24 protein-coding genes are annotated in these 23,832 nt (G+C 69.3%); 8 read left to right on the top strand and 16 right to left on the bottom strand.

Translation table 11 applies throughout. The annotated features are described in order from the left end of the window. Positions 1 to 4 precede the first annotated feature (4 nt). Positions 5 to 778 (top strand): fumarylacetoacetate hydrolase family protein, encoded by a 774-nt coding sequence (locus HNP48_RS33530; RefSeq protein WP_184865643.1) that lies wholly within the window; start codon positions 5 to 7, stop codon positions 776 to 778. On the opposite strand, the gene HNP48_RS33525 is transcribed toward HNP48_RS33530, so the two are convergent. The 5 genes from HNP48_RS33525 to HNP48_RS33505 form a co-directional block, all read right to left on the bottom strand. Beyond that, positions 775 to 1,314 carry a DUF924 family protein gene (locus HNP48_RS33525; protein WP_184865630.1) on the bottom strand — a complete coding sequence of 180 codons (540 nt, stop codon included), beginning with the start codon at positions 1,312 to 1,314 and terminating at the stop codon, positions 775 to 777. The two genes, HNP48_RS33530 and HNP48_RS33525, sit on opposite strands and share 4 nt — an antisense overlap. Positions 1,315 to 1,640: 326 nt before the next feature. Then, the gene (locus HNP48_RS33520; RefSeq protein WP_184865628.1) at positions 1,641 to 1,886 is read right to left on the bottom strand and encodes a hypothetical protein; all 246 of its coding nucleotides are present in this window, start codon (positions 1,884 to 1,886) and stop codon (positions 1,641 to 1,643) included. 132 nt (positions 1,887 to 2,018) lie between these two features. Next, positions 2,019 to 2,891 (bottom strand): DMT family transporter, encoded by an 873-nt coding sequence (locus HNP48_RS33515; RefSeq protein WP_184865714.1) that lies wholly within the window; start codon positions 2,889 to 2,891, stop codon positions 2,019 to 2,021. 315 nt (positions 2,892 to 3,206) lie between these two features. Then, on the bottom strand, positions 3,207 to 3,824 hold the full coding sequence (locus HNP48_RS33510; protein ID WP_184865625.1) for an MgtC/SapB family protein: 618 nt from the start codon (positions 3,822 to 3,824) through the stop codon (positions 3,207 to 3,209). A 969-nt stretch (positions 3,825 to 4,793) separates the two neighbouring features. Next, positions 4,794 to 5,543 (bottom strand): pseudouridine synthase, encoded by a 750-nt coding sequence (locus HNP48_RS33505; protein ID WP_184865623.1) that lies wholly within the window; start codon positions 5,541 to 5,543, stop codon positions 4,794 to 4,796. A gap of 128 nt (positions 5,544 to 5,671) precedes the next feature. Here HNP48_RS33505 and HNP48_RS33500 point away from each other — a divergent pair, with 128 nt between their 5' ends. The 3 genes from HNP48_RS33500 (at position 5,672) to HNP48_RS33490 (ending at position 7,476) form a co-directional block, all read left to right on the top strand. Beyond that, on the top strand, positions 5,672 to 6,325 hold the full coding sequence (locus HNP48_RS33500; RefSeq protein WP_184865621.1) for a DUF6151 family protein: 654 nt from the start codon (positions 5,672 to 5,674) through the stop codon (positions 6,323 to 6,325). Positions 6,326 to 6,395: 70 nt separating this feature from the next. Beyond that, complete coding sequence (locus HNP48_RS33495; RefSeq protein ID WP_184865619.1) at positions 6,396 to 7,115, top strand: tetratricopeptide repeat protein; 720 nt, start codon at positions 6,396 to 6,398, stop codon at positions 7,113 to 7,115. Positions 7,116 to 7,140: 25 nt separating this feature from the next. Then, entirely contained in the window at positions 7,141 to 7,476 is a 336-nt protein-coding gene (locus HNP48_RS33490; RefSeq protein WP_184865617.1) for an ankyrin repeat domain-containing protein, read from the top strand. A 4-nt stretch (positions 7,477 to 7,480) separates the two neighbouring features. Here HNP48_RS33490 and HNP48_RS33485 read toward each other — a convergent pair whose 3' ends face one another. Next, positions 7,481 to 7,999 (bottom strand): TerB family tellurite resistance protein, encoded by a 519-nt coding sequence (locus HNP48_RS33485; protein WP_260420479.1) that lies wholly within the window; start codon positions 7,997 to 7,999, stop codon positions 7,481 to 7,483. Positions 8,000 to 8,066: 67 nt separating this feature from the next. Between HNP48_RS33485 and HNP48_RS33480 the strand changes: the two genes are divergently transcribed. Next, on the top strand, positions 8,067 to 8,981 hold the full coding sequence (locus tag HNP48_RS33480; RefSeq protein WP_184865615.1) for a DHH family phosphoesterase: 915 nt from the start codon (positions 8,067 to 8,069) through the stop codon (positions 8,979 to 8,981). Here HNP48_RS33480 and HNP48_RS33475 read toward each other — a convergent pair whose 3' ends face one another. From HNP48_RS33475 to HNP48_RS33465, 3 genes are all read right to left on the bottom strand, one after another. Then, entirely contained in the window at positions 8,982 to 10,187 is a 1,206-nt protein-coding gene (locus HNP48_RS33475) for a DUF1501 domain-containing protein (RefSeq protein ID WP_184865613.1), read from the bottom strand. A gap of 11 nt (positions 10,188 to 10,198) precedes the next feature. Then, positions 10,199 to 11,767: a DUF1800 domain-containing protein gene (locus HNP48_RS33470; RefSeq protein WP_184865611.1), complete on the bottom strand. Its 1,569-nt coding sequence runs from the start codon at positions 11,765 to 11,767 to the stop codon at positions 10,199 to 10,201. Between the two features lie 137 nt (positions 11,768 to 11,904). After that, positions 11,905 to 13,179 carry an MFS transporter gene (locus HNP48_RS33465; RefSeq protein WP_184865609.1) on the bottom strand — a complete coding sequence of 425 codons (1,275 nt, stop codon included), beginning with the start codon at positions 13,177 to 13,179 and terminating at the stop codon, positions 11,905 to 11,907. Between the two features lie 293 nt (positions 13,180 to 13,472). Here HNP48_RS33465 and HNP48_RS33460 point away from each other — a divergent pair, with 293 nt between their 5' ends. Further along, positions 13,473 to 15,173, top strand: coding sequence for a flagellinolysin (locus HNP48_RS33460; protein ID WP_184865607.1), 1,701 nt, complete (start codon positions 13,473 to 13,475; stop codon positions 15,171 to 15,173). 6 nt (positions 15,174 to 15,179) lie between these two features. Here the strand turns inward: HNP48_RS33460 and HNP48_RS33455 are convergent, their stop codons facing one another. Then, a complete protein-coding gene (locus HNP48_RS33455) occupies positions 15,180 to 15,632 on the bottom strand; it encodes a thermonuclease family protein (RefSeq protein WP_184865605.1) in 453 nt (150 codons plus the stop codon). A gap of 115 nt (positions 15,633 to 15,747) precedes the next feature. Between HNP48_RS33455 and HNP48_RS33450 the strand changes: the two genes are divergently transcribed. Next, entirely contained in the window at positions 15,748 to 16,407 is a 660-nt protein-coding gene (locus HNP48_RS33450; protein ID WP_184865603.1) for a hypothetical protein, read from the top strand. A 7-nt stretch (positions 16,408 to 16,414) separates the two neighbouring features. Here HNP48_RS33450 and HNP48_RS33445 read toward each other — a convergent pair whose 3' ends face one another. Then, complete coding sequence (locus tag HNP48_RS33445; RefSeq protein WP_184865601.1) at positions 16,415 to 17,731, bottom strand: UDP-N-acetylglucosamine 1-carboxyvinyltransferase; 1,317 nt, start codon at positions 17,729 to 17,731, stop codon at positions 16,415 to 16,417. Positions 17,732 to 17,917: 186 nt separating this feature from the next. Next, a complete protein-coding gene (locus HNP48_RS35745; RefSeq protein WP_184865599.1) occupies positions 17,918 to 19,018 on the bottom strand; it encodes a tetratricopeptide repeat protein in 1,101 nt (366 codons plus the stop codon). Between the two features lie 488 nt (positions 19,019 to 19,506). Here HNP48_RS35745 and HNP48_RS33435 point away from each other — a divergent pair, with 488 nt between their 5' ends. Next, positions 19,507 to 20,046 (top strand): DUF2242 domain-containing protein, encoded by a 540-nt coding sequence (locus HNP48_RS33435; RefSeq protein WP_260420483.1) that lies wholly within the window; start codon positions 19,507 to 19,509, stop codon positions 20,044 to 20,046. 289 nt (positions 20,047 to 20,335) lie between these two features. Here the strand turns inward: HNP48_RS33435 and HNP48_RS33430 are convergent, their stop codons facing one another. The 4 genes from HNP48_RS33430 to HNP48_RS33415 form a co-directional block, all read right to left on the bottom strand. Then, positions 20,336 to 21,157 (bottom strand): amidohydrolase, encoded by an 822-nt coding sequence (locus HNP48_RS33430; protein WP_184865595.1) that lies wholly within the window; start codon positions 21,155 to 21,157, stop codon positions 20,336 to 20,338. A 41-nt stretch (positions 21,158 to 21,198) separates the two neighbouring features. Continuing rightward, a complete protein-coding gene (locus HNP48_RS33425; RefSeq protein WP_184865593.1) occupies positions 21,199 to 22,203 on the bottom strand; it encodes a tripartite tricarboxylate transporter substrate binding protein in 1,005 nt (334 codons plus the stop codon). Between the two features lie 27 nt (positions 22,204 to 22,230). Then, complete coding sequence (locus HNP48_RS33420; RefSeq protein ID WP_184865591.1) at positions 22,231 to 22,974, bottom strand: GntR family transcriptional regulator; 744 nt, start codon at positions 22,972 to 22,974, stop codon at positions 22,231 to 22,233. 92 nt (positions 22,975 to 23,066) lie between these two features. Beyond that, positions 23,067 to 23,615 (bottom strand): pseudouridine synthase, encoded by a 549-nt coding sequence (locus HNP48_RS33415; RefSeq protein WP_184865589.1) that lies wholly within the window; start codon positions 23,613 to 23,615, stop codon positions 23,067 to 23,069. Positions 23,616 to 23,832: the final 217 nt, after the last annotated feature.

Genomic DNA, 23,832 nt, shown 5'->3' with positions numbered 1-23,832 from the left:
AACGATGGCCGAACAGGACCCGACAACCGGATTGACCCACGCCCTGGTGGCCGCATGGCAGGCAGGCCGCACCATCAGCGCCTTGCCCTGGGGCGGGGCGCTGGCCGATGCGCCGGCGGCCTATGCCGTGCAGGAGGCGGTGGCCCAGGCCATGGGCTGGTTCCCGCCCGGCCCGGCGCGGCACTGGAAGTCGGGCGGCCCCAACCGCCAGGCCGTGCTCACGCATGCGCCGCTGCCGCCTGCGGGCGTGCGCGCCAGCCCGGCGGACTATTCCGACCTGCGTTTCCACACCATCGGCATCGAATCGGAGATCGCGCTGCGCCTGGGCCAGCCGGTGTCGCCCGCGCAGGCCGCGGCGCTGACGCCGGAGACGGCGGGCATGTTCGTCGATGCCATGGCCGTGTCCATCGAGATCGTGGATTCGCGCTGGCAGGAGGGCGGCGACGCCCCGGCCCTGCTGCGCCTGGCCGACCTGCAGTCGCACGGGGCGCTGGCGCTCGGTGACTGGGTGCCCTATGCGGCGCGCGACTGGGCTGCGCAGCGCTGCACCACGCGCATCGGCAAGCGCGAACCCGTGCTGCGCACGGGCACGCACCCGCTGGGCGACCCGGCCTGGCTGCTGCCCACCTGGCTGCAGCATGCCACGCGCAAGGGTGCGACCGTGGCCGCGGGCACGGTGGTGACCACGGGCTCGTGGGTAGGGCTGCTGCCTGCCGCGAAGGGTGAGGCGGTGGACGTGGAATTCGACGGCGTGGGCCGCGCGTCGCTGGTCCTTTAGAACGACGAACCTGGCTGCGTGAGGAACGCGATTTCCTCCGCGGTCGACACGCGTCCCAGCACCTGGTTGCGGTGCGGGTAGCGGCCAAAGCGCGCAATGATGTCGCGGTGCTTGATCTCAAAGGCCAGGTTGTTCTCCAGCCCCGGCTGGTCGAACAGCTCCATCGCCTGCGTGTGGATGGCCAGCGATTCGCTGTGCATGTAGGGCATGTAGGCAAAGGCCCGCTGCGCTACCGGCAGGGCCTTGTGCTGGCCGCTGGCCACGAGCTCCTGCGCCAGGGTCAGGGCCTGTGCGTCCTGCGCGAAGGCGCCGGGCGTGTTGCGGTGGATGTTGCGCGAGAACTGGTCGAGCACGATGATCTCGGCCAGCCGGCCCTCCGGGGAGGCACGCCAGGCGGACAGCTCGCACTGGCGCGCCGCTGCCAGCGTGGCGCCGAAGCGCTCGGTGATGCGGCGATCGAGCGCATCGTCCTGCATGAAATGCTGGTTGGGCGTGAGTTCCTCGAACCAGAAGTGGAGTACGTCTTCGGCGTGCATGGAAAGGGCCCGCTCCTATAAATGAAGATGCGCCCATGATAGGGCGCACGGGACCGACCGGGCTCTGGACCTTTGTCTCAGTTTTCCATGGCACATGAAACTGGCGCGGCCAGAGCCAGTGCTCCCGTGCAAGGGCCGCCAAGCCGCATAGGCGGCGCTTCGCTTGCGTGCACTGGGGGCGTCCCCCTCCCAGATTGCGAAGCAATATGAGAGAGGGGCTGAGGGCCGCGGCTCCAAGCCTGCCTGCGCAGGCTTGGACGTGCCCGAAGAGTGGCCGCCTCTGGCGGACACACCGAGGCGCGAAGCGACTCAGGGGGTGTTTTATTTCAGTGCTTGGTCAGCCGGATCTTGCCATCCTTGACGTACTGGTTGTACTGGTCCTTGGGGATGGCGGCCGAGCCGGCTGTCTCGTCCTCGGTGGTCCAGCTCAGGGTGGTGCTGTCGGGTGCGGTGATGAGTTCCACCGGGCCTTCGGGAATGGCGATGGGCGCACCGTCGCCGGGCGTGAACGTCACATGGCCACGGATGGTGGCGTGCTGCGTGCGGGCTTGGGGCTGGTGTTGCTGTTTCATGGGGTCATCATCCTTGCGGCCACGGGGCCGCTGTTGGCATGCTCCCATTACAGCGCCGGGGGGCGGGTCGGCGCTGTCAGACCACAGCCCGCTGCCACGCGGGCCAAGCGCTGCTGTTGTCGTTGATGGCCATCAGGGGGGCAGCACCGCCTGCTGGTTGCGCTCGGTGCGCACCAGGTACAGGCCGCTGCCGATGATGATGGCCCCGCCGATCAGCGTGGAGGCACCCGGCACGGCCTGCCACAGCACCCAGTCCAGCCCCATGCCCCAGGCCAGGGCCGTGTACTCGAAGGGCGCCACGACCGAGGCCTGGCCGTGGCGGAAGGCCTCGGTGATCGCCAACTGGCCCAGAAAGCCGGTGATGCCCATGGCGGCCACGAGCAACCAGTGGGCGGAGTCGAGTGCGACCCAGTTCGGCACGGCCAGCGCCGTGGCGCCCAGCGCCAGCAGGGCCGTGGTCCAGAAGACCAGGCTGGCGCTCGAATCGGTGCGCGTGAGCAATCGCCCGGTGATGGCCGAGACGGCATAGCCCGTGGCCGCGCCCAGCACCGCGAGCGCACCCACGGAGAACATGGCCTCCTGGCTGGGGCGCAGGGCCACGACCACGCCCACCATGCCCAGCACGATGGCGACCCAGTGCGCGCCGCGCACCTTCTCGCCCAGCACCACGGTGGACAGGGCCGTGATCAGCAGCGGCGCGATGAAGAAAAGCGTGTAGGCCTCGGCCAGGCCCAGCTCGCGCAGCGCAAAGGCAAACAGCGCCAGCATGCTGATGTTGATGGCCCCGCGCAGCAGGTGCAGCGGCCAGCGCACCCGGAGCAGGCCGCGCGCCTCGCCGCGCCACAGCACGTAGAGCGTGACCAGGGGCAGGGCGGCCAGGCCGCGCATGGAGGCGACCTGCATGGCCGGGTAGTGGCCCGACAAGGTCTTGAGCAGCGCATCCATGATGGAGAAGAACCCCACCGCAGCGCACATGGCGATGATGCCGCGCAGGTTGGCCGACATCGCGGCCGGGGCGGTGGCGGGCAGGTGCTCGGGGGTGGTGCTGGACGGCTCAGCCACCGCGGGCTCCGGCGGTCGTCAGGGCGGCGGCGGGTGCCGGGGGCTTCGGGGCGGTGCGTGGCGTCATGGCGAAGATCGATCGTCGTGGGATGGGGGTTGCCGGCCGTGGGCTTGCCGCGCCCTGCGCCGGGTGGGCAGGCAGGGGGCTTGTGCACAAGGGTGTTGTGCAAAAAGTGTAGCGCACTGCTGCTGCAGGCCTGCTGCCAGGGCTTGCCGTGCGATGGGCCCCAGGATCCCTGGGGGCCTGGGTCCCGTCAGTCAGTCCGGGTCCTTGCCAGGGCCTGCCGCATGGCCAGCGCGCTTCCCGCCGCTGGGTTGGTGCTTCTTGTTCTTGTCGCTGTCGTCGTCGCTGCGCGGTGGGTGCTGTTGTGGCCCTTTGTCTTCGGCCGCTTCGTGCACCAGGGGAATGGCCCACAGCACGGCCAGCGCCAGCACCGCGCTGAGCACGGCCGTGACCTCGCGCCCCAGGCCCGCGGCCACACCGATGGCCGCCGTGAGCCAGATGCCGGCGGCCGTGGTCAGGCCCTTGACCTGGTGCTCCGCATCGCCCTTGAGGATGGTGCCCGCGCCCAGAAAACCCACGCCCGCGACGATGCCCTGGATCACCCGGCTGTTGTCGGCCGCGCTGATCCCGACCTGCTGCGCCACCAGCACGAACAGCGCCGCGCCCATGGCCACCAGCATGTGCGTGCGTATGCCCGCGGCCTTGCCTGCATGTTCGCGCTCCCAGCCGAGCAGGCCACCCAGCACGGCGGCGACGGCCAGGCGCACGACGATGCGGGTGGCTTCGCCAGCGTCGGGGACGTCGGAGAACTCTTCGGTCACGGTGGTGGTGACCTGGTGCCACCAGGGGGCGGTTGGGGGTGCTTCGGCCATGGCTTTGGATTCGGTCTTGTGGGGGGGGTGGCGTCAATGTGCGCTGCCGTATGGGGCTGTGCTAGCAGCGGGGGGCGGTTTTAGAGGTAGGACGGAGCTGACGTTGTGCCTTGTGGCTGCTTTTGTCTGTGTGCTGAGAGCGCGAGCCGGGATGTGCGCCCGGCGGCGCAGTAACTTTCTCTTGCGTCGCCAAGAGAAAGTCACCAAAGAGAAGGCGACCCCCAGTCTGCGTCCCCCATCGCCCTGGCGGGCGATGGGGGCAGCCTGCGATGCTCGGATCTGGGGTGGGCGTCGATGAACTCCCTGCGCTGCCTCTGCGAGGCAGCTCCGGTCAAACAGCATCGACGAGCTAGACGACGAAGCGTGTGTGTCCTTCGGCACACACGCCCACCCCAGCCCCTGCGCTTCTCGGCGCAGCCAGAAGGGGTGGGGAGCGGGTTCAAAAACGGCTGCTGCTTTCGCAGCTACGCCGGGTGTCGGTTACGCGCTGCGCGCTGCCGACGTGTGGGCGCGGCGGTCCTGCCCAGGCCAAGCGCAGCGAGGCAGCCAGGGCCGAGCGAAGCAATGGCCCGTGTGGGGCCCGATCCCACCCCCTTCTGACCGTGCCGAGAAGCGCAGGGCCTGGGGTGAGCGCGTGCCGAAGGACACGCGCATCGTTGTCATGCTTGCCGCAGCTGTCTGAGCGGAGTTCGAAGAACGCAGCGAGTTCTGCGGCACACCCCAGGACCGAGCATCGCAGGCTGCCCCCTCGCCCCCGGGCGAGGGGGACACGGGCAGCGGGGTCGCCTTTCTTTTGGGTACTTTTCTTTGGCGAAGCAAAGAACAAGTACCTCGGCCGCCGGGCCGAGACCCGGCTCCCGCACTCAGCAAAAGCATGCCATCAAAACAGCCACGCCGCCGGGCGTACATCCCGGCTCCCGCCCTCAGCCAAGGCATGGGGCAACCATTCGCACAAATGCCCTGCCGTTGCTACGACTCTAACGACCAAGGCAACCGAACCAACAACCGCTGCCAGTCCGCCACAGGCGCCGACTCCTCCACGGCACCGCCATCCAACCGCAACCCACTCTCAAACACCAACAAATCCCCCGTCACCGGATGCGGCACCCGCAACTCCCACGCATGCAACCACAGGCGCTGCTGCCCCAAACGCTCCGCCCACCACCGGTTGATCGGCCCCTTGCCATGCGTCGCATCCCCGATGATGGGATGCGCCAGATGCTTCAAATGCCGCCGGATCTGGTGCCGCCGCCCTGTGGTCGGCAGTGCCTCCACCAGCGAAGCGCGGGTGCCGGGAAATCGCGAATCGCTCACCTCGGGCAGGGTGAGCCGGGCCCGCAGGCGAAAGCGCGTGTGCGCGTCCTGCACGGCCGCGTCGGCCGGGGCGTCGTCGGGTTTCAGGGCGTGGTCCACCTCGGTGGCCTCGGGCGCCCAGCCGCGCACCATGGCCAGGTAGCGCTTGTGCGTGGCCTGGTGCTCGAAGGCCTGCGACAGCGCGCGTGCCGCGTCGCTGTGCAGCGCCATCACCAGCACGCCGCAGGTGCCCTTGTCCAGCCGGTGCACAGGAAACACATGCTGGCCCAACTGGTCGCGCAGGGTCTGCATCACGAAGCGCGTCTCGCCCGCGTCGAGCCCCGTGCGGTGCACCAGCCAGCCCGCGGGCTTGTACACGGCGACGAGGTGTTCGTCGCGCCAGAGGATGTGCAGCGGTGGGGACATGAAGGAACGAAACGAAGAAAGGGAGCAGAGCGCAGTCAACTGACAGATTCTGGCAGCAGGGGCGCTAAGCTTGCGCCAGGAGCCAAGGGAACAACGGGAACAAGCAAGCAAGGGAGAGAGAACAACCCATGAACGATACCAACAGCCACGGGCCACAGGCCCACCGCCTGCAATGCCGTTGCGGCCAGGTCACCGGGGAGGTGGCCGACACGCCCTCGGCCCTGCACGCCGTCTGCTACTGCCGCGATTGCCAGGCCTATGCCCACCACCTGGGCCAGGCCAGCACGGTGCTGGACGCACTGGCAGGCACCGAGGTGGTCGCCACGCATGCGCGCCATGTCGCGTTCACGAAGGGGGCGGAGCACATTGCCTGTGTGTCGCTGACCGACAAGGGCATGCTGCGCTGGTATGCGCGCTGCTGCCACACGCCGCTGGCCAACACCGGGCGCGACTGGCGCATGCCCTATGTGGGCCTGGTGCACAGCTGCCTGCGCACCCCCGGCGGCGAAACGCTGGGGCCGCCGGCCTTCCGGCCCGTGCAGATGCACCTGGAGACAGCCGGCGCCAAGGGCGGTACGCCGCCGAAGCTGGGCGCGTGGAAGCAGGCCAGGGCGCTGCTGGGCTTCATGCCGCGCATTGCCGCCGCGCGCCTGACCGGCAGCTACCGGCGCACGCCGTTCTTCGACGGCGCGGGCCTGCCTATCGCGCCGGTCCAGGTACTGACTGCGGCCGAGCACGCGCGGGCCATGGAGGCCGTGGGCGCCTTGGATGCTGCGAGGTGATGGCAAGGGCCGCATGCACCATGCCAGAATGCGGCCGATCCATCCACCATCGCGCAAGGAGCCTGTACCGATGACGATGATGACGGGCCTGCGTGCCCTTGCCGCTGCCGTTGTGACCTTGGGAGTTGCCGCCGCCATGTCCTTTTCCGCCAATGCTGCTGTGAACGATGGCATCACCGCCTACGGCAAGGGCGACTACGCCACCGCCTTCAAGGAGTTCAGCGCTGCGGCGAACGCCGGGGATGCCGCAGGCAAGCACATGCTCGCCAGCCTGTATTACACGGGCCAGGGCGTGGGCAAGGACGTGAAGAAGGCCGCTGCGCTGTTCACCGAGGCGGCCGATGCCGGCTATACGCCCTCCATGGCCAATCTGGGGCTGATGTACTCCAAGGGCGATGGCGTGCCGCAGGACCTGCAGCGCGCGCAGCACTACGCCACGCTGGCCGCCGAGAAGGGCGACGTGCAGTCGCAGTTCAACCTGGGCCAGGCCTACCGCAAGGGCGCAGGCGTGCCCCAGAGCCACGAGAAGGCCGCGCACTGGTACCGCAAGGCGGCGGAGGCCGGGTCATTGGCCGCGCAGAACGAGTACGGCCTGCTCTTCGCCCAGGGCCATGGCGTGCCGCAGGACTATGTGCAGGCCTTTGCATGGATCGACATGCCGGCCAGTGCGGGCGAACCCCAGGCCATCAAGAACCGGGCGCAGCTGCTGTCCATCCTGGATGCCAAGGGTCAGGCGGCTGCGCGCAAGCTGGCAGCCGAGTACGCGGCCAAGTACGGCAAGCCACGCTGATTTTTTCAAGCAGGGAGATCCACCCATGTCCGCAGGCGATTGGAAAGACATGTATGCCGCCGCCGTGGCCGGCGATCTGGCGCTGGTGCGCCACCACATCAGCGCGGGCGTGAACCCCAACTACCAGCACCCCGAGATTTTGTGCACGCCACTGGTGGCGGCCCTGATCCATGGGCACGATGCCATGGCGCACTACCTGCTGGACAACGGTGCCGACCCAGCGCTGCGCTCGGAGTTCGACGACATGACGCCGCTGCAGGCCGCGAAGCGCCATGGCCGCAAGGAGTTCGTGCAGCTGCTGCAGGCGCGTGGCGCGCGCGAGGTCAAGGCCCCCTTCTGGTGGCGCTGGTTACCGGTATAGCGGGTTAGAGACTCGCGGCTTCCTTGGCGCGCATCTTCGCGGCGATGTACTCGCCGTGCGTCACGTGCAGCAGCCCGGCGACCTTGCTGATGGCGTGCATCTCGTTCTCGTCCAGCCGGGCATCGGCGTAGGCTACCTGCCACATGGCCTCGACCAGGGCGATCTTCTGCGGCTGGGTGAAGTGGTCGTTGAGGTTGCCGGTGAAGCGCTGGTAGTCGTAGGCGGTTTTCGCCGTGTCCACGGCCAGCTCCACCAGGCGGTCGATCTCGTCGTTGGCCAGGGCGAAGCGCTCGCGCAGGGCGCGCGCCATGGCGGCGCGCTCGGCCTCGTCCATGCGGGCATCGGCGCGCACCACCTCCACCAGCAGCACGGCGGCCGCCAACTGCACGGAGTGCGCTCGGGCCGCCAGAGAGGCCCTTGGGTCGGGGGCGGTGAAGCTGTCGAACAGTTCTTTGAGGGTCTGGAACATGTGCCGGCCAAGGTGAAAGGGGTGGGAGAAGCGCGTGAGGATGCTGCGTGCCATGCACGATGGAGCCCGCTTGCAATGTATTGGTTCCCCCCGGCTGGCAGCCCGGCGACAATTGGCAGCAATGAAAAAAACGATTCTGCCCCTGCAACTGCTGGTTGCCCCCGATGTGAATGACCCTTCGCCGCTGGTGCTCTACCACGGCCGCGGCTGCCCCGACGGCTTTGGCGCCGCGCTGGCCGCCTGGCTGTTCTACGGTGACAAGGCCGAGTACGTGGGCCTGGACCATGGCGACGTGCAGTCGGTGGACGACCTGCCGGCGCTCGAAGGCCGCTCGGTCTACATCCTCGATTTCTCGTTCTCGGCCGAGATCCTGTCGGCCATCGACGCGCGCGCGGCACGCCTGGTGATGCTGGACCACCACAAGAGCGCGGCCGAAAAGCTCACCGGCTTTGCCTGCCGCTGCGGCGTGGTGCACTTCGACATGGACAAGTCGGGCGCGCGCCTGGCCTGGGAGTTCTTTCACCCGCACACGCCCGTGCCGGCGCTGCTGCAGTACGTGGAAGACCGCGATATCTGGAAATGGGAGTTCCCCGACAGCGCGGCTTTTCTTTCGGCGCTGGACATGGAGGAGCAGAGCTTCGGTCGCTGGCGCGAGATCGTGTCCTTCACGCCCGAGCAGCTGCAGACCTTCATGGCGCGCGGCTCGGCCATGGACGAGAAGTACCGAAAGCTCTGCGCCGACATCGCCGAGGGGGCCCAGCCCCTGGTGTTCAACGGCATCGAGGGCCTGATGGTCAACGCGCCCGGCATGTTCCACAGCCTGGTGGGCGACATTCTCTCGGCCAAGACCGGTACCTTCGCGCTGATGTGGAGCGCGGGCGCCAAGGGCGTGAAGGCGGGCCTGCGCTCGCAGCGCAACTTCGACTGCATTGCCCTGGCCGAAAGCATGGGCGGCGGCGGCCATGCACAGGCCTGCGGCTTCAAGATGAAGATCGAGCGTTTGCCCGAGCTGATGTCGGGCGTACTGAACGCCTGATCAGACGAGGCGCAAGTCCGTTGCGCGTGCGCCCGGAAACACCCGAGCCAGCGCCGTGGCGTTCAATCCGTACATGCGCCCGAACAGCCCGCCCAGCACGGCGCGGTAGTCGTTGAGCACCGGGTAATCGCGGTTCTGGAACAGCGTGGTGGCGGTCAGCGCCTGCTGTTCGCCTGCGATGCGCCCGCCCGCCACGCCGCCGCCGAGCACCCAGAACACGGTGCCGTGGCCATGGTCGGTGCCGCGGTTGCCGTTCTCGCGGAAGGTGCGGCCGAACTCGCTGACCACCACGACCACGGTGTTCTTCCAGGCAGCGGTACCCATCTCGTCGGCAAAGCCAGCCAGGCCCCGGCCCAGTTCCTCGAAGCGGTTGGCCAGCGCGCCCGTGGCATTGCCCTGGCCCACATGCGTGTCCCAGCCGCCCACGTCGACAAAGCCCAGGTGGTAGCGCGTCTGCATGAGCCGCGCCATGCGCCGTGCCATGCCCTCGAAGCCCTTGGTGCTCAGCGCATTGCGGCTGGCGGCGTCCATCTCGCCCTGCATGCTGCGCGCCACCTCGCCCTGGGTGGCAAAGCCCTCGGCCACGGGGCGGGCCAGGCGGGTGCTGCGGTACATCATGTCGATGAGACCGGCCTGGCGTTCGTCCACGCCGGCTTTTCCCCCTGCCGCAGCGGCCAGCGCGGTGTTGGGTACGTCCACCGTGCCGCGCAGCACCAGGGGCAGGGTGCTGGTGAAGGCCATGGGTGAGGGCGTCTCGCGCCGGGCCCCCAGCTCGGCCGCCAGCCGGTTCAGAAAGCCCGAGCCATAGTCGCGCCGCCCGGTGAGGGGCTGGCCCAGCTCGATGCTGTCCTGCGTGTCGAAATGGCTGCGCGAGAGGTCGTCCGTGCCCGCAAAGGGCACAAAGGCCAGTTCGCGCCGCTGGTACAGCGGCAGCATCGAATCGGCCAGCACCGGGTGCAGGCCCCAGTCGCTGGTCAGCTCCAGCGCGCCGCCCTCCTGCCCCGGTCGGGCAATCGCGATATTCGGCCGGCTCTCGTAGTAGAAGCTGCTGCCTGTGGGCACGAGCAGGCTCGCGCAGTCGTAGCCGCCGCGCAGAAAGACCAGCAGCAGGCGCGCATCGCCCGCGCGCGGGGCGGCGGCCACCCGGGCGGTGGCCAGGCCCAGGGCGCTGGCGCCCAGGGCTTGCAGGTAGTGGCGTCGCAGCATCGAGAACTCCTTCACCCGTGCATGAATTCAGGGGACGAGAGGAACAACAAGTTCCACTCCCTGGGCGTGGTCGCCTGGACCAAGGCAGCGCGCGTGGCCGGTGCCAGCGTGGCATCGATCTGGCGCAGGTAGGGCGTCTGCGCCAGCACCGGGGGCGGCATGCGCTGGCCCTGGCCGGCGATGCCTGCACCGAGCGCGCGGGCCGCCTCGAAGCGCGTGCTCATCTGGCCCGAGCCCGACCAGGTGGCGGCGTCGAGCGGGTAGCCGTCGGGCGTGGCGCGGCCGTACAGCGGCTCGGCCAGGCGCTGCAGCCAGCCGAGCAGCGGGTCGGTGCTGGCCAGCACCGGCTGTTCGCCATGCACCAGGCGCGCACCGGCCAGCACGTACTGCACGGGGTCGCGAAAACGCTGGCCCAGCGAGGCCTGGAACTCTGCGGACTGGAACAGTGCGGCCAGCACGGCGGCGATGTCGCCATCGCTGCGCTCGAAGGTGCGGGCCAGGGTGTCGAGCAGGGCGGGCGGCGGCGTGTCGCCCACCAGGTAGACGGCCATCTTGCGCGTGACGAAGCGGGCCGTGGCGCCGTGGCGCGCCAGCCGGTCCAGGGCCTCATCCAGCTCGGCCAGGCCCTGGGCGCGGATGGGCTGGCCCAGCAGGGTCTTGGCGTCCCAGTCGTGGCGCTGGGGGTTGAACTCGAACAGGCCCTGGCGCACGTAGTGGGCGCGCAGCGCGGGTTTCATGCGCGGGGGCTCGTCGTCCAGCGGGCGCAGGCTGATGCCCACGCCGGTGAGCACGCGGGCCAGCTCCTGCACGTCCTGCTGGGTGTAGCCGCCGCCCACGCCCAGGGTGTGCAGCTCCATCAGCTCGCGCGCATGGTTCTCGTTGATGCGGCCGGCGGCGTTCTGGGCGTTGTCCAGGTAGCGCAGCATGGCCGGGTGGCGCGTGGCGGCGCCCAGCAGGTCGCGAAACCGGCCCAGCGCGTGCGGGCGCACGGCGCGCTCTTCGTAGTCGCCCACGGCGGCGCGCAGGTTGGCCTTGCCGGCAAAGACGTTGAAGTGGTTCATCCAGAACCAGGTCATCTTCTCGCGCAACTGCGCGGGCGAGTACAGCGCACGCAGCACGAAGCGCTGGCCGGCCTCGCGCTGCAGGTTGCGCATGTCCTTCTGCCAGGCCTCCAGCGCGGCCTTGCGCTCCTCTTCGGTGGGCAGGGCACGGGCGTCGCGCTGGCGCTGCTCCATCTGCAGGGCCAGGGCTTCGAACGGGGTGCGGCTGATGGCCATGGCATCGATTTGGGCCTGGGCAGCGGCCGGCAGCGGTGCGTCGGCGGGCGCGCGCAGCTGGTCGGCCAGCCAGGCCTGGGCGCCCATGGCGGCCATGGCCTGTGCACCCTGGGCGGTGCAGCCCCAGGTGATGCGGTCCAGCAGCCGGGCGCGCAGGGCGTCGTCGGGGATGTCGGCTTGCGCCAGGGGCGCGGCGGCCCAGGCCGGCAAGGCGCTGGCCGAAGCGCCCAGGGCGGCCAGCGCCAGCCAATGGCGGCGGCTGATCGCGGGGCGGGGCGGGGTGGCGAGGCGGTCTTGGCGCATGGGGCGGCATCCATCCTGAGGCAGGCTTGCCATGCTGCGCCTGCCGCACCGGCAAGGCAAGGGCCTGGGGCGGCTTTTACCCGCGCGAAACAAATGCGCGCAGGGTTGTGAGCATTTGTGTGCGAAAGGCGTGCCGCTCAGCGCGCCTGCGCCGCTTCCTCGAACTTGTCGACCTTGCGCAGTGGCTTGAAGGCGAGCGCCCAGGCGCCCACCACGCCCAGCGTGCACAGGCCGCCCAGCACGGCAGCGGGCACCACGCCCAGCCAGGCCGCGCTGGTGCCGGCGCGGAACTCGCCCAGCTCGTTGGAGGAACCGATGAACAGCATGTTCACCGCATTCACGCGCCCGCGCATGGCGTCGGGCGTGGAAAACTGCACCAGTGCGCCGCGGATGTACACGCTCACCATGTCGGCCGCCCCCGCGACCAGCAGCGCTGCGAACGACAGCCAGAACCAGGTCGACAGCGCAAACACCAGGTTGGCCGCGCCGAAGATGGCCACTGCGATGAACATGGTGGAGCCCACGCGGCGGTTGAAGGGCCGCATGCTCAGGTACAGGCCCGCGCCCACCTCGCCCACGGCCATGGCGCTGCGCAGCGCGCCCAGGCCGGCCGGGCCCACGTGCAGCACCTCGTGCGCATAGATGGGCAGAAGCGCCACCACGCCGCCCAGCAGCACGGCGAACAGGTCCAGCGAGATGGTGCCCAGGATGATGGGGCGCGAGCGGATGAAGCCGATGCCCGCGCCAAAGCGCTGCCACATGCTGCCTTGCGCTGCGGCAGGGGGCGTGGCGTAGGGCACGGCCACGCGTGCCAGCAGCGCCGCACCCAGCGCAAAGCAGATGAAGCACAGCGCGTAGGTCAGCTCGCCGCCGCCGATGGCGTAGAGCACGCCGCCCAGCAGCGGCCCGCCGATGCTGGCCGCGCGCATCAGCATGCTGTTGGCGGCAATCGCCTGGGCCAGTTGCTCGCGCGGCACGATCTGCGGCAGCAGGCTTTGCATGGCCGGCCCCGAGAAGGCGCGCGCGCAGCCGAACAGCACCAGCACCGCATAGATGCCGTTGACCCCGGTGGCGCCATGGCCCGACAGCCACCACAGCAGGCCGCTGCAGACGGCGCCCACGGCCCAGCTGAGGGCCAGGATGCGCCGGCGGTCGAAGCGGTCGATCAGGTCGCCGGCCGGCAGCAGCAGGCACAGCATGGGCAGGAACTGCGCCAGGCCCACGTAGGCCAGGGCCAGCGGCTCGCGCGTGAGGTCGTACACCTGCCAGGCCACCACCACGGCCTGCACCTGGGTGGCGAACACGGCGATCAGGCGGGCGGACAGAAAGGCCAGGAAGCCGGAGTGGCGGTAGACGCTGGCCGAGGGCTGGCCTGCCGGCAATGGGGGGGAGGTCGGGGACGGTTGGGACACGGAGCGGGTGGGATGGCGGGCGCGGGAGGGGGTTGCCTGTGGAAAGCCCCGAATCCCCACGCGGAATCAGGGAATAAGGGTTTCTACCGAGGGCTCGATGCTACCGGCTTTGCGGCGGGCCTGCTGAAGACTGGTTGGCGGGCGGTTGGGGAGGTTGTTGAAAAAAACCCGAAAGTTCCTGTTACATCCGCCGATAACCGGGAAAGAAAGGGCCGGCATGGGGCCAGCCCTGGCAGTGGCGGCGCGTGCGCAGCCCTGCCTGTTCGGTCAGGAGTTCCTGTTTCGGGCATGCCATGGCGTTGACCATCAACACCAATGTGTTCTCGCTGAGCGCGCAACGCCACCTGAGTGGGGGGCAGGGCAAGCTGGCGACATCCATCGAGCGGCTGTCCTCGGGCCTGCGCATCAACAGCGCCCGGGACGACGCGGCAGGCCTGGCCATTTCCGAACGCTTCACCAGCCAGATCCGCGGCCTGAACCAGGCCGCACGCAATGCCAACGATGGCATCTCCATGCTGCAGACGGCGGAGGGGGCGCTGTCCAACGTCACGGCCAACCTGCAGCGCATCCGCGAGCTGGCCGTGCAGGCTGCCAACGGCACCTACAGCGCCAGTGACCGCCAGGCCATCCAGGCCGAGATATCGCAGCTTGCCTCGGAGATCGACCGCACGGGCGTGAGCGCGCAGTTCAACGGCATGAACGTGTTCGACCCGAGCCGGGCCAGCGTGGTGGGCGATGCCGACCAACTGGCCGTGTTCGACGGCATGACCAGCGTGGGCAGCTGGCTGGAGAGCAGCGAGACGCTCATCAGCAAGTACTTCGGCCTCACCGCCGACGGTGCGGCGCTCTCGGTGAGGTTCACGGGCTTCACCGATGGTGCGGGCAACGTGGCCGCCTATGTGCAGGCCACGGGCTTTGACGGCCAGGGCCGGGGCACCAACCTCACGCTGCAGGTGGACATGGCCGACTTCGTGCCGCCCAACCTGCCCGACGGGGGCAATGCGCCCTACTACAACGACCGCATCATCGCCCACGAAATGGCGCACGCCGTGATGGCGCGCAGCACCAACTGGCAGGACATCACCAGCAACAACCTGTGGTTCGCCGAAGGCACGGCCGAATTCATCCAGGGTGCCGACGAGCGCGTGCGCGGCGATGTCGCCAACCTGGGCACGGCCGCCGTGGTGGCGGCGATCAACGGGCCTTCCAACACCAGCGAGTTCTATTCGTCGAGCTACGCCGCCGTGCGCTACATGCACAGCCGCATCAAGGGCGCAGGCGGTGCGGGTGTGAAGGATGTGCTCACCTACATGAGCGCCAACCCGGGGTCCACGCTGGACCAGGCGCTGGCCAATGCCTCGCAAGGCCAGTTCGCCAGCGCTGCCGACTTCAAGACGCAGTACGCCGCCAACGGCGCCGCCTTCATCGGAGGGTTCGATCTCAACAACGCCGATACCGGCGCCATCGGCGGGCTGGACGTGGACAACGGGCCCGAGCGCAATGCCACGGGCGCCGTGCCCAACAGCGGCAGCCGCTCCGGCACCGACGTGCTGACCGGCTTCGCGGAGAGCTTCGAGAGCATTGCCAAGTCGGGCGGCTCCACCACCAGCAAGGTGTTCCAGATCGGCGCCAACGCCAACCAGACCATGGAGACGCGCGTGGGTGCCATCGGCCTGTCGGCCCTGGGGCTGCGCAGCACCCTGGACGTGACCAAGTCGCCCGCCCAGGCCATCGTGGCGGTGGACCGCGCACTCGACTACGTCAATGGCCAGCGCGCCGTGATCGGCGCCCAGGCATCACGCCTCGAATCGGCCATGGCCAACCTGCAGAACAGCAGCGAGAACCTCTCGGCCAGCCGTTCGCGCATCCTCGACGCCGACTTTGCGGTGGAGACCGCCACGCTCGCGCGCCAACAGATCCTACAGCAGGCCGGCTCGGCCATGGTGGCGCAGGCCAACCAGCTGCCGCAGGGGGTGCTGGCCTTGCTGCGGTAGCGGGGTTCAGGAGTTGCCGTAGGGTTTCTGGTGCCGGTGCCGGTAGTCCCACGGCGCCAAGGGGCGCTTTTGCGCCCAGAGCCCTTCGCCCTGGGCGCGCGCCTTGCGCTGCAGCGGTGGCAGGTGGGGGTGGTGTTCCGCATACGGGGTGTACACCCAGGCCAGGCCGGCCGCCACCTGGGCCGTGGCCACGTCGGTGCCGCCGCAGCGCACATTGGCCACGGTGCGGCCATAGCTGTCCTCCTCGATGGGCTGCAGCGACGCCTGGCGCTTGAAGCACATCTGCGCCAGGTGCTGGCGCGCCTTCTGGCCGAAGGCCTGCTTGCGTTCGGGTGCATCGATGGCTGCGATGCGCACCTTCACCTGTTCGTAGCGTCCCGGCGCACCGCAGCGGGCGGTGAGGGTGTCGCCGTCGCTGATGGCGACCACAAGGCAGAGCAGGGCGGCAGGCAGGGGCATGGGGCGGGGCAGGGCTGGAAAAAGGGCTGCGCATTGTCTCCTACACTCCGGGCTGCGCGCTGCACAGCGGCTGCGCCCACAACGAACGACAACAGTGCAAGAGGGGAGTGTTCGAATGCGTGATGTGACCTGTGCCGCCGATTCAGGCAAGGTGTGGCGATGGGGCGCCGTGGCGGTGCTGGTGCTGGCGGCGGCCCTGCCTTCCGTGCAGGCCAAGGACGAGGCCGGCGCCTATGGCAAGACCCTGGAGAAGATCTACGACCTGTCGCCCGAGACACTGGCGAAGTTCCAGCGCTTCCAGGAAAAGCAGGCCCAGACGCCTGGCGAGAAGGGCAAGGGCATCTATGCGGCCACCGAGCGCTGGCGCGGCGACGAGCTGTCGCTGCCCACCAGCAAGAACCCGTTCACCATCGTCGTCAAGGTCTCGGGCGTGGCGCTGGCCGATGGCGATGCGGGCTCGCGCTGGCAGACCGGCCTGCAGTTCGACGGGCCCTCGCCCGTGTCCTTTCTGCCCGAGCTGGTGCACAAGGGCGCGCGTGCGGGCCAGCCCGTGAGCATGGTGGGCGCGAGCAAGGCCGTGAGCTTCAAGGAGGACCGCAAGGCCGCGCCGCAACTGGAGTTCGAGTCCTCGCGCAACCTGCGCATCGACCGCGTGCAGGTCGAGGTCTGGTCGGGCATCCGCAAGTCCACCTGGCTGGAGCTGCTCATGTCCTGGTCGCCCGTTCTCACGGGCGTGGTTTTCCTCGGCTTGGTGCTCTGGTTCCGGCGCCGCTAGGGAAGGTCTACTCCTCGCTGGTCCACTCCACCTGCACACCCAGGCTGCGCAGGTTCTCCACAAAGCGCGGGTGGGCGCGGCGGATGGGGGCAGCGTTGCGGATCTCCGAGCGCCCCTCGATGCTGGCCGCCACCATGAACAGGGCGATGGCCACGCGGATGATGTAGGGGCTCTCCACCAGCGCGGGAGACAGCGGGTTGCCGCCGAAGGTGATGAGGCGGTGCGGGTCCGACGAGAACACATGGGCGCCGAACTTGGAGAGCTCGCCCGTCCAGCCCAGGGCGCCGTCGTACACCTTGTTCCAGAACATGCAGTTGCCCTGCGCACGCACCCCGAGGGCAATGAAGATGGGCAGCAGGTCCACCGGGAAGTAGGGCCAGGGCGCGGCCTCGACCTTGGTCAGCACATTGCTCGTGAACGGCGTCTGCACCTTGAGCGGGCCGGGGCAGTGCGCGCGCGACCAGCCGTCCTCGTGCGTGACCACCACGCCGAACTTGGCAAAGGTGCGGTCGATCAGCGGGAAGTTGCCCGGCGCGCTGTTGCGCACGATCACATCACCGCCCGTGATGGCGCCCAGCGCCAGGAAGGTGGTGATCTCGTGGAAGTCTTCATCGAAGCGGAACTCGCCGCCGCCCAGCGCCGCACCGCCCTGCACCGTGATGCGCGAGGTGCCGATGCCGTCGATGCGCGCACCCAGCATCACCATGAAGCGGCAGAACTCCTGCACGTGGGGCTCCGAGGCCGCGTTGGTCAGCGTGGAGGTGCCGTTGGCCGCCACGGCGCAGAGCACGAAATTCTCGGTGGTGGTGACCGAGGCGTAGTCCAGCCAGTGGTCCGTGGGGGTGAGCGTGCCGCCCTTGCTGTTGTGGCTGCTGCGCACCAGCAGCGAGCCTTCGGCGCGCTCCACGGTGCCGCCAAAGCGCTGGAATACTTCCACATGCGGGTCGATCTCGCGCACGCCCAGGGTGCAGCCCTTGACGTTGTCTTCCAGCCGCGCCACGCCGAAGCGCGCCAAGAGCGGCGGGATCAGCATGATGGATGAGCGCATCTCCTCGGGCAGGCGGTGCTGCGCGGGGTCGAACACGGTGTGCTCGTGGTGCAGGCTCAGCGTGCCCGTGGCCTGGTCCATCTGCACACTGCTGCCCAGCATGCGGAAGATGTCGAGGATCTTGCGCACGTCGGTGATGTCGGGCACGCCGTGCAGGCGCAGCGGCTCGCGCGTGAGCAGGGTGGCGCACAGCACCGGCAGCACGGCGTTCTTGTTGGCGGACGGGGTGATGCGGCCACGCAGGGGCGTACCGCCGTGGACGATGAGGTTGGACATGGGGGAACCGGAAGGAAAGGGGCGGGAGAACAGGGAAAAAGCAGCATCGCGGGCGCTGCGCCTGCTGGCGCCGCGTCCGCGAAAGCCCTGCACTGTACCCGTGCCGCGTCCCGGCGCGTGTATCTGCCGGTAATCTGCCGCTTGGCAGGTCGGTTTTAGACCCGTCCCTCCAAAGCAAAGGGGGCGTCAGAAGCCGAACGGCTGGCCCGGCTTCCAGGCATCGGCCAGGCGCTTGGCCTCGGCCACTTCCACGATGCTCATGCTGGGCGCCAGGCGGCGCAGGGTGCCAGCCGCCCAGAAGGCGCCGCGGTTGGGTGGCACCAGCGTATCGTCCTGCTGCTGCTCCTTGTGCGCGCGCTGCGCCAGGTCGAGCAGCATGTGGGCGGCCACAGGGCGGCGGCCCACGTTGTCCAGGCCGGTGGAATACAGCAGGCCCAGGCTGTACAGGCCGGCGGGGTCGCCCTGGCGCGCAGCACGCTGGTACAGGTTTTCGGCCTGTTCGGCCTGCTGGGTCACGCCCAGGCCGCGCTCATAGCTGTAGCCCAGTTGCACGCTGGCCAGGGCATAGCCTTCATTGGATGCCTTGGTCAGCCACTGGACGGCCTGCTCAGGGTCCTTGGGCACGCCACGGCCATCGCGCAGCGTGGTGCCCAGCACCAGCATGGCGCGCTGGTCGCCCTTTTCGGCCAGGGCCTGCAACTCCTTCACCGCTTCGGGGCCCTCGCTGCTGCGGCGGGCCTGCTTTTCCAGGTCCTTCATGCGCGCCTGCTGGTCCTGGGCGGCCTTCTGGGCCGCGACTTCCGCGGCGCGGGCATCGGCCTCGGCCTTGGCGGCGCGCTCCTGGGCGCGGACCTTGTCGGCATGGTGCTTCCAGCCGACCAGGCCCACGCCGATGGCCACGGCCAGCGCCAGCGCGATCCAGGTCACGGGCAGCTCGCGCTGGGCCTTCTTGCGCGCCTTGGCCTTCTTCTTGGCTTCGGCTTCGGCGGCAGCCGCTTCTGCCGCGGCTGCGCGAGCGCGGGCGGCCTTGCCGACATAGGGGGCGGGTGCCGGGGCCGGCACTTCGGCGGCCTTGGGCTCTGGAGGCTTGGGCGGGTCTACCTTGTCATAGGCCACGTGGCAGCTGGGGCACTGCCAGTCGGGGGCCGTATCGCCGGGCTGGCGGGTGTATTTGCAACGGGCGCAGACGCGTCCGGTGGCGGCAGAGGGAGCGGCGGCGGCCGCGCCTTCCTTTTCGATGGGTTCCAGGGACAGCGAAAGCGATGATGGTCCGGCTTTGGTGTTCACGTAGTTCGTCCTTCACCGCGCACGCTGGCGCGGTCCTCCCGGGCTGCTCGTTCGGCCCCTCCCATAGGGTGCCGCCGGCCCAATGGCGTGTAGTGTATTTGTAGTAATTGGTTTTTTGTATGTCGGAATGTGTAACTGTGCTGCTGTGCAGCATGGCGCCATGCCGCTTGGGAATGGATTTGTAACAATCACCACCAATCATCGCGTGGAGGGGCTCGCAGGCTATCGAAATGAGAGCGGCATGGCATCATGTGGCAAGGGTCGGGCAGGCTGGCGGTCCATTTGACACCGGACATGGGAATGCCATCCCACCGACGAATTTCATTTTTAGAATGCGGGGAACCACCGGTCCGCCGCGGGTCTCACAGCGACACCCGCCTGCCGATGCCTGCCTTTTCGGAGTGCCGCCTTTGACTTCGCCGATGCCCCTGGGTCTGCCCCTTCGCACTGCCGTGCCCTTGTTGTCCCGCTCTTTTCGCCCCCTGGCCATGGCGCTGGCCGGTGCGGCCGCGTTGCTGCTGGCCGGCTGCGCCGCCCTGCCCACCGGCCCGCAGGGCCCCCAGGCGCCGCAGGAAAAGTTCGGCTCGCTGGCCACGTACTCGCGCCTGTTCGATGCCACGCCGGCGCAGACCTGTGAGGCATCGCGCCGTGCGCTGCTCAGCCAGGGCTACATCATCAACACCAGCTCGGCCGAGCTGGTGGAGGGCAAGAAGAACTTCCAGCCCGGGACCGAGACACACATGCAGATGGTGATCCGCGTGGTCTGCGTGCCCGAGTCGCCCACGGGCAAGATCAGCCTGGGCTTTGTCACCGCCATCCAGGACAGCTTTGCGCTGCGCAAGACCAACAACTCGGCCAGCCTGGGCGTGGGGGCCATCGGCTCGGTGTCGCTGCCGTTCTCGTCGAGCAGCGAATCGCTGGTGCGCGTGGGCAGCGAGACCATCACCACCGACACCTTCTACGAAAGCTTCTTCGACCTGGTGCGGCGCTACCTGGTGATCGACGAGGCTGCCCAGGCCAACGAATAGGCAGAGGCGCCCAAGGCGTCGTATCAGTTGTTCATTGCGCTTCGCGCCACCCGTGACGCATGAAACTGGCGCGGCCAAGGCCAGTGCCCCCGTGCAAGGGCCGCCAAGCCGCTCAGGCGGCGCTTCGCTTGCGTGCACTGGGGGCGTCCCCCTCCCGACTCGCAGCGGGTCGAGAGAGGGGCTGAGGGCCGCGGCTCCAAGCCTGCCTGCGCAGGCTTGGACGTGCCCGAAGGGCCACCGCCTCTGGCGGTGGCACCGAGGCGCGAAGCGACTCAGGGGGTGTTTCACTTCAGGCGTACAGGCGCGCCCCCGCATCGCGGATGCGCAGCGCAGCCTCGTGGCCCAGCGCATTCACCACCGGCTCCCACACGCTGGCATAGCGCGGCAACGCGTCGGGGGCGAAGGACGTGTGCGGCCAGTCCGAGCCCCAGACCAGGCGCTCGCCCATGTGCGCGGCCACGCGTGCGATGGCCGGGTGCAGCAGGCCGTAGGGGGCGCTGGCCTGCAGCCGGTACCAGCCCGAGAGCTTGACCCAGGCGCCTTGCCCGGCCAGCTTGGCCAGGGCCTGCCAGGCGCGGTCATCGGAGGGGAGCAGCGCATGCAGGCCGGCCAGGTGGTCGAGCACGCAGGCCACGGGCGTGCCCTGGTGCAGGTGGACGATGGTGGCCAGGTCTTCGGGGTTGGCGTACCACTGCACATGCCAGCCGCGCTCGGCCAGGCGCGGGGCCAGGGCCTGCATGGTCTCGGGCCCGTTGCCCACGGGCGAGACCAGGTTGAAGCGCACGCCGCGCACACCCAGGGCGTGCATGCGGTCGAGTTCGGCGTCGGGTACGGTGCCGTCCAGCACCACCACGCCGCGGTGGCGGCCCGGGGACTGGGCCAGCGCATCGAGCAGCACCCGGTTGTCGGTGCCGTACACGCTGGGCTGCACCAGCACCAGGTGGCCTACGCCATGCGCAGCCGCCAACGCCTCGATATCGGCCAGCGGACGGTGCACGGGCTCGTAGTGCCCGGCCTGTGCCGGGGCCGCACGGTCGAACACGTGCACATGGGTGTCCCAGCCCGAAGGCAAGGCCGGGGAAAGTGGGGTCAAAGGGGGAGAGGAAGCCATTGCAGTGGACTGCGCATGCACGAAGCGTGCGCGCTCAGAACTCAGCCGACCGATATTTTGCGCTCGCGCACCACCTTGGCCCACTGCTCCTGCTGGGCGGCGATGAACTTGCCCGCGGTCTGCTGCGTGGCGTCGGCGAACACATCGCCGCCCAGCTGGCGCACGCGGCCCAGCACCTCGGGGTCAGCCAGGGCCTTGCGCACGGCGGCGACCAGGGTGGCCTTGGTGTCGGCGGCCATGCCGGCCGGGGCCAACAGCGGATTCCATTCGAGCACCTCGTAGCCGGGCACGCCCGCCTCGGCCATGGTGGGGATCTCGGGCAGGGAGCGGGCGCGCACCATGCTGGTCACGGCCAGCGGGCGCAGCTTGCCGGCCTGGATGTGGCCGAGCGACGAGGCCACGTTGGCAAAGAACAGCGGCACCTGCCCGCCCATCACGTCGGTCATGGCCGGGCCGCCGCCGCGGTAGGGTACGTGCAGCAGCTGCACGCCCGCGCGCCCCTCGAACATGGCGCCTGCCAGGTGCTGGGCCGAGCCATTGCCCGAGGAGGCATAGGTCAGCTCGCCAGGCTTCGCCTTGGCCATCTGGATCACGTCCTTGACCGACTTGGCTGCGAAGCCCGGTGTGCACACCAGCACGTTGGGAAAGGTCACCAGCACCGCCAGCGGCGTGAAGGCCTTGGCGCTGTCGTAGGGCAGCTTGGGGAACAGCGAGGGGTTCACCGCGAAGGACGAGGCGTCGAGCAGCAGCGTGCTGCCATCGGGTGTGGCACGCGCCACCTGGGTGGCGGCCAGCTGGCCGCTGGCGCCGGGCTTGTTCTCCACCACCACGCTCTGGCCCAGCGCGTCGGCGATGCGCGGCGCCACGATGCGCGCGATCAGGTCGGCGCCGCCGCCGGCGGGGTAGCTCACCACCAGGGTGATCGGCCGCCCGCCTGCGACCGTGGCCGCATGGCCGGCCGCGAGCCAGGGGGCGGCCACGGTGGCGCCTGCGGCCTGCAGCAGCCGGCGACGGGAGAGGCGGGAAGAGGGGGCAAAGATGGTCATGGTGCGGTGCTCCTGCGGTTGGCGGGGTCAGGTGATCGTGACCTGGTAGTGGAAGGCGTGGGCATCGCCGCGTGTGCTGCGCCACTCCACGCAGCGGCCCGTGAGGTCGTAGGCGCTGCGTTCCACCACCACGCAGGGGTGGCTGGCCTGCAGGCGCAGGTGGGCGGCCTGGGGGGCGGTGAGCACGCCAAAGCCGATCTGGTCGACGGCGCGGTGCACATGCACGCCGCAGCGGCGCGCGAACATCGGGTAGAGCAGGTCGTCCCAGCCGGCCGGATCGCCCTCGGTGAGCGGTGCGAACAGGTCCAGCGGCAACCACATCTCCTCGAGCAGGCAGGGCTGCCCCGCCAGCAGGCGCAGGCGCAGCAGGCGCAGCACCGGCTCGCCCGGTGCCACGCCCAGGCCGCGCGCCACGGCGGTGGTGGCGGCCACGCTCTGGCGCTGGACGATGCGCGACTGCGGCACCTCGCTGCCGCCGCCGCCAAAGCGGAAGAAGCGCAGCATGGACCCGCCCGCGATGCCCTGGCGCACAAAGGTGCCCTTGCCGTGGATGCGCTCGATCAGCCCCTGCTCGACCAGCAGCTCCAGCGCGCGGCGCATGGTGCCCAGGGCCACCTGGTGCTCGGCAGCGAGCAGGTTCTCGGACGGCAGCGCACTGCCCGGCGGCCATTCGCCGGCCACCACGCGGGCGCGCAGGGCGTTGGCCAGCGCGGCATAGCGGCGCATGCCGGAGGAGGCGTCAACCAAAGCAAGGTGCTGGGAGGAACTCATGCCGATAACTATAGTTCTCTAGAGGACTATAGAAGAAGCGGGAATACCCTTGGTATGTCTTGTTGGGGTGGAGTGGAGCCGGCAGGCCGGGGCTACAACACGGCCTGCTCGGCCCAGGCCCCCGGGGCCAGGCCGTCCAGCGTGTAGGGCCCGATGGCCGCGCGCACCAGCCGCAGCGTGGGAAAGCCCACGGCCGCCGTCATGCGCCGCACCTGGCGGTTGCGCCCCTCGCGGATGGCCAGCTCGATCCAGGCGGTGGGAATGGCCTTGCGCTCGCGGATGGGCGGCGTGCGCTCCCAAATGGCCGGTGGCGGCTCCAGCAGGCGGGCGCGCGCAGGCCGGGTGGGGCCGTCGTTGAGCTGCACGCCGCTGCGCAGCTGCGCCAGGGCGTCTTCACTGGGCAGGCCCTCCACCTGCACCCAGTAGATCTTTTCCATCTTGAAGCGCGGGTCGGCAATGCGGGCCTGCAGGGGGCCGTCGCTGGTGAGCAGCAGCAGGCCCTCGCTGTCGGCATCGAGCCGCCCGGCCACGTACACGCCCGGCTGGTCGATGTAGTCCTTGAGGCCCTGCCACTTGCCCTCGGCCGTGAACTGGCTGAGTACGCCGTAGGGCTTGTTGAAGCGGATCAGGCGCGGTGGCATGGGTGGGGCACAAGAGGAGGGGATTTGCAGCGGGGCGCTAAGCATAGCGGCTGGCGGGTGGCTTTTTGTGGCTGCGCTGGTTCGTTGAGTTTTGGGGTCTTTTTAGTTGCGTGCTTTGGTTGAGGGCGGAGGCCGGGATGTGCGCCCGGCGGCGCACCTACTTTCTTTTTGCGCAAAAAGAAAGTAGGCAAAGAAACAGCGCCCCGCTGTCTGCGTC

This window comes from Acidovorax soli (assembly GCF_014207955.1).
GTDB classification, from domain to species: domain Bacteria; phylum Pseudomonadota; class Gammaproteobacteria; order Burkholderiales; family Burkholderiaceae_C; genus Acidovorax; species Acidovorax soli_A.
This window is presented reverse-complemented; position numbering and strand designations above follow the sequence as displayed.

What these genes read in the sequence shown, in the direction of transcription:
- HNP48_RS33530 (WP_184865643.1), top strand. Translation starts at nt 5, where the DNA reads ATGGCCGAACAGGACCCGACAACCGGATTGACCCACGCCCTGGTGGCC.
- HNP48_RS33525 (WP_184865630.1), bottom strand. Translation starts at nt 1,314, where the DNA reads ATGCACGCCGAAGACGTACTCCACTTCTGGTTCGAGGAACTCACGCCC.
- HNP48_RS33520 (WP_184865628.1), bottom strand. Translation starts at nt 1,886, where the DNA reads ATGAAACAGCAACACCAGCCCCAAGCCCGCACGCAGCACGCCACCATC.
- HNP48_RS33515 (WP_184865714.1), bottom strand. Translation starts at nt 2,891, where the DNA reads ATGTCGGCCAACCTGCGCGGCATCATCGCCATGTGCGCTGCGGTGGGG.
- HNP48_RS33510 (WP_184865625.1), bottom strand. Translation starts at nt 3,824, where the DNA reads ATGGCCGAAGCACCCCCAACCGCCCCCTGGTGGCACCAGGTCACCACC.
- HNP48_RS33505 (WP_184865623.1), bottom strand. Translation starts at nt 5,543, where the DNA reads ATGTCCCCACCGCTGCACATCCTCTGGCGCGACGAACACCTCGTCGCC.
- HNP48_RS33500 (WP_184865621.1), top strand. Translation starts at nt 5,672, where the DNA reads ATGAACGATACCAACAGCCACGGGCCACAGGCCCACCGCCTGCAATGC.
- HNP48_RS33495 (WP_184865619.1), top strand. Translation starts at nt 6,396, where the DNA reads ATGACGATGATGACGGGCCTGCGTGCCCTTGCCGCTGCCGTTGTGACC.
- HNP48_RS33490 (WP_184865617.1), top strand. Translation starts at nt 7,141, where the DNA reads ATGTCCGCAGGCGATTGGAAAGACATGTATGCCGCCGCCGTGGCCGGC.
- HNP48_RS33485 (WP_260420479.1), bottom strand. Translation starts at nt 7,999, where the DNA reads ATGGCACGCAGCATCCTCACGCGCTTCTCCCACCCCTTTCACCTTGGC.
- HNP48_RS33480 (WP_184865615.1), top strand. Translation starts at nt 8,067, where the DNA reads ATGAAAAAAACGATTCTGCCCCTGCAACTGCTGGTTGCCCCCGATGTG.
- HNP48_RS33475 (WP_184865613.1), bottom strand. Translation starts at nt 10,187, where the DNA reads ATGCTGCGACGCCACTACCTGCAAGCCCTGGGCGCCAGCGCCCTGGGC.
- HNP48_RS33470 (WP_184865611.1), bottom strand. Translation starts at nt 11,767, where the DNA reads ATGCGCCAAGACCGCCTCGCCACCCCGCCCCGCCCCGCGATCAGCCGC.
- HNP48_RS33460 (WP_184865607.1), top strand. Translation starts at nt 13,473, where the DNA reads ATGGCGTTGACCATCAACACCAATGTGTTCTCGCTGAGCGCGCAACGC.
- HNP48_RS33455 (WP_184865605.1), bottom strand. Translation starts at nt 15,632, where the DNA reads ATGCCCCTGCCTGCCGCCCTGCTCTGCCTTGTGGTCGCCATCAGCGAC.
- HNP48_RS33450 (WP_184865603.1), top strand. Translation starts at nt 15,748, where the DNA reads ATGCGTGATGTGACCTGTGCCGCCGATTCAGGCAAGGTGTGGCGATGG.
- HNP48_RS33445 (WP_184865601.1), bottom strand. Translation starts at nt 17,731, where the DNA reads ATGTCCAACCTCATCGTCCACGGCGGTACGCCCCTGCGTGGCCGCATC.
- HNP48_RS33435 (WP_260420483.1), top strand. Translation starts at nt 19,507, where the DNA reads ATGGCGCTGGCCGGTGCGGCCGCGTTGCTGCTGGCCGGCTGCGCCGCC.
- HNP48_RS33430 (WP_184865595.1), bottom strand. Translation starts at nt 21,157, where the DNA reads ATGGCTTCCTCTCCCCCTTTGACCCCACTTTCCCCGGCCTTGCCTTCG.
- HNP48_RS33425 (WP_184865593.1), bottom strand. Translation starts at nt 22,203, where the DNA reads ATGACCATCTTTGCCCCCTCTTCCCGCCTCTCCCGTCGCCGGCTGCTG.
- HNP48_RS33420 (WP_184865591.1), bottom strand. Translation starts at nt 22,974, where the DNA reads ATGAGTTCCTCCCAGCACCTTGCTTTGGTTGACGCCTCCTCCGGCATG.
- HNP48_RS33415 (WP_184865589.1), bottom strand. Translation starts at nt 23,615, where the DNA reads ATGCCACCGCGCCTGATCCGCTTCAACAAGCCCTACGGCGTACTCAGC.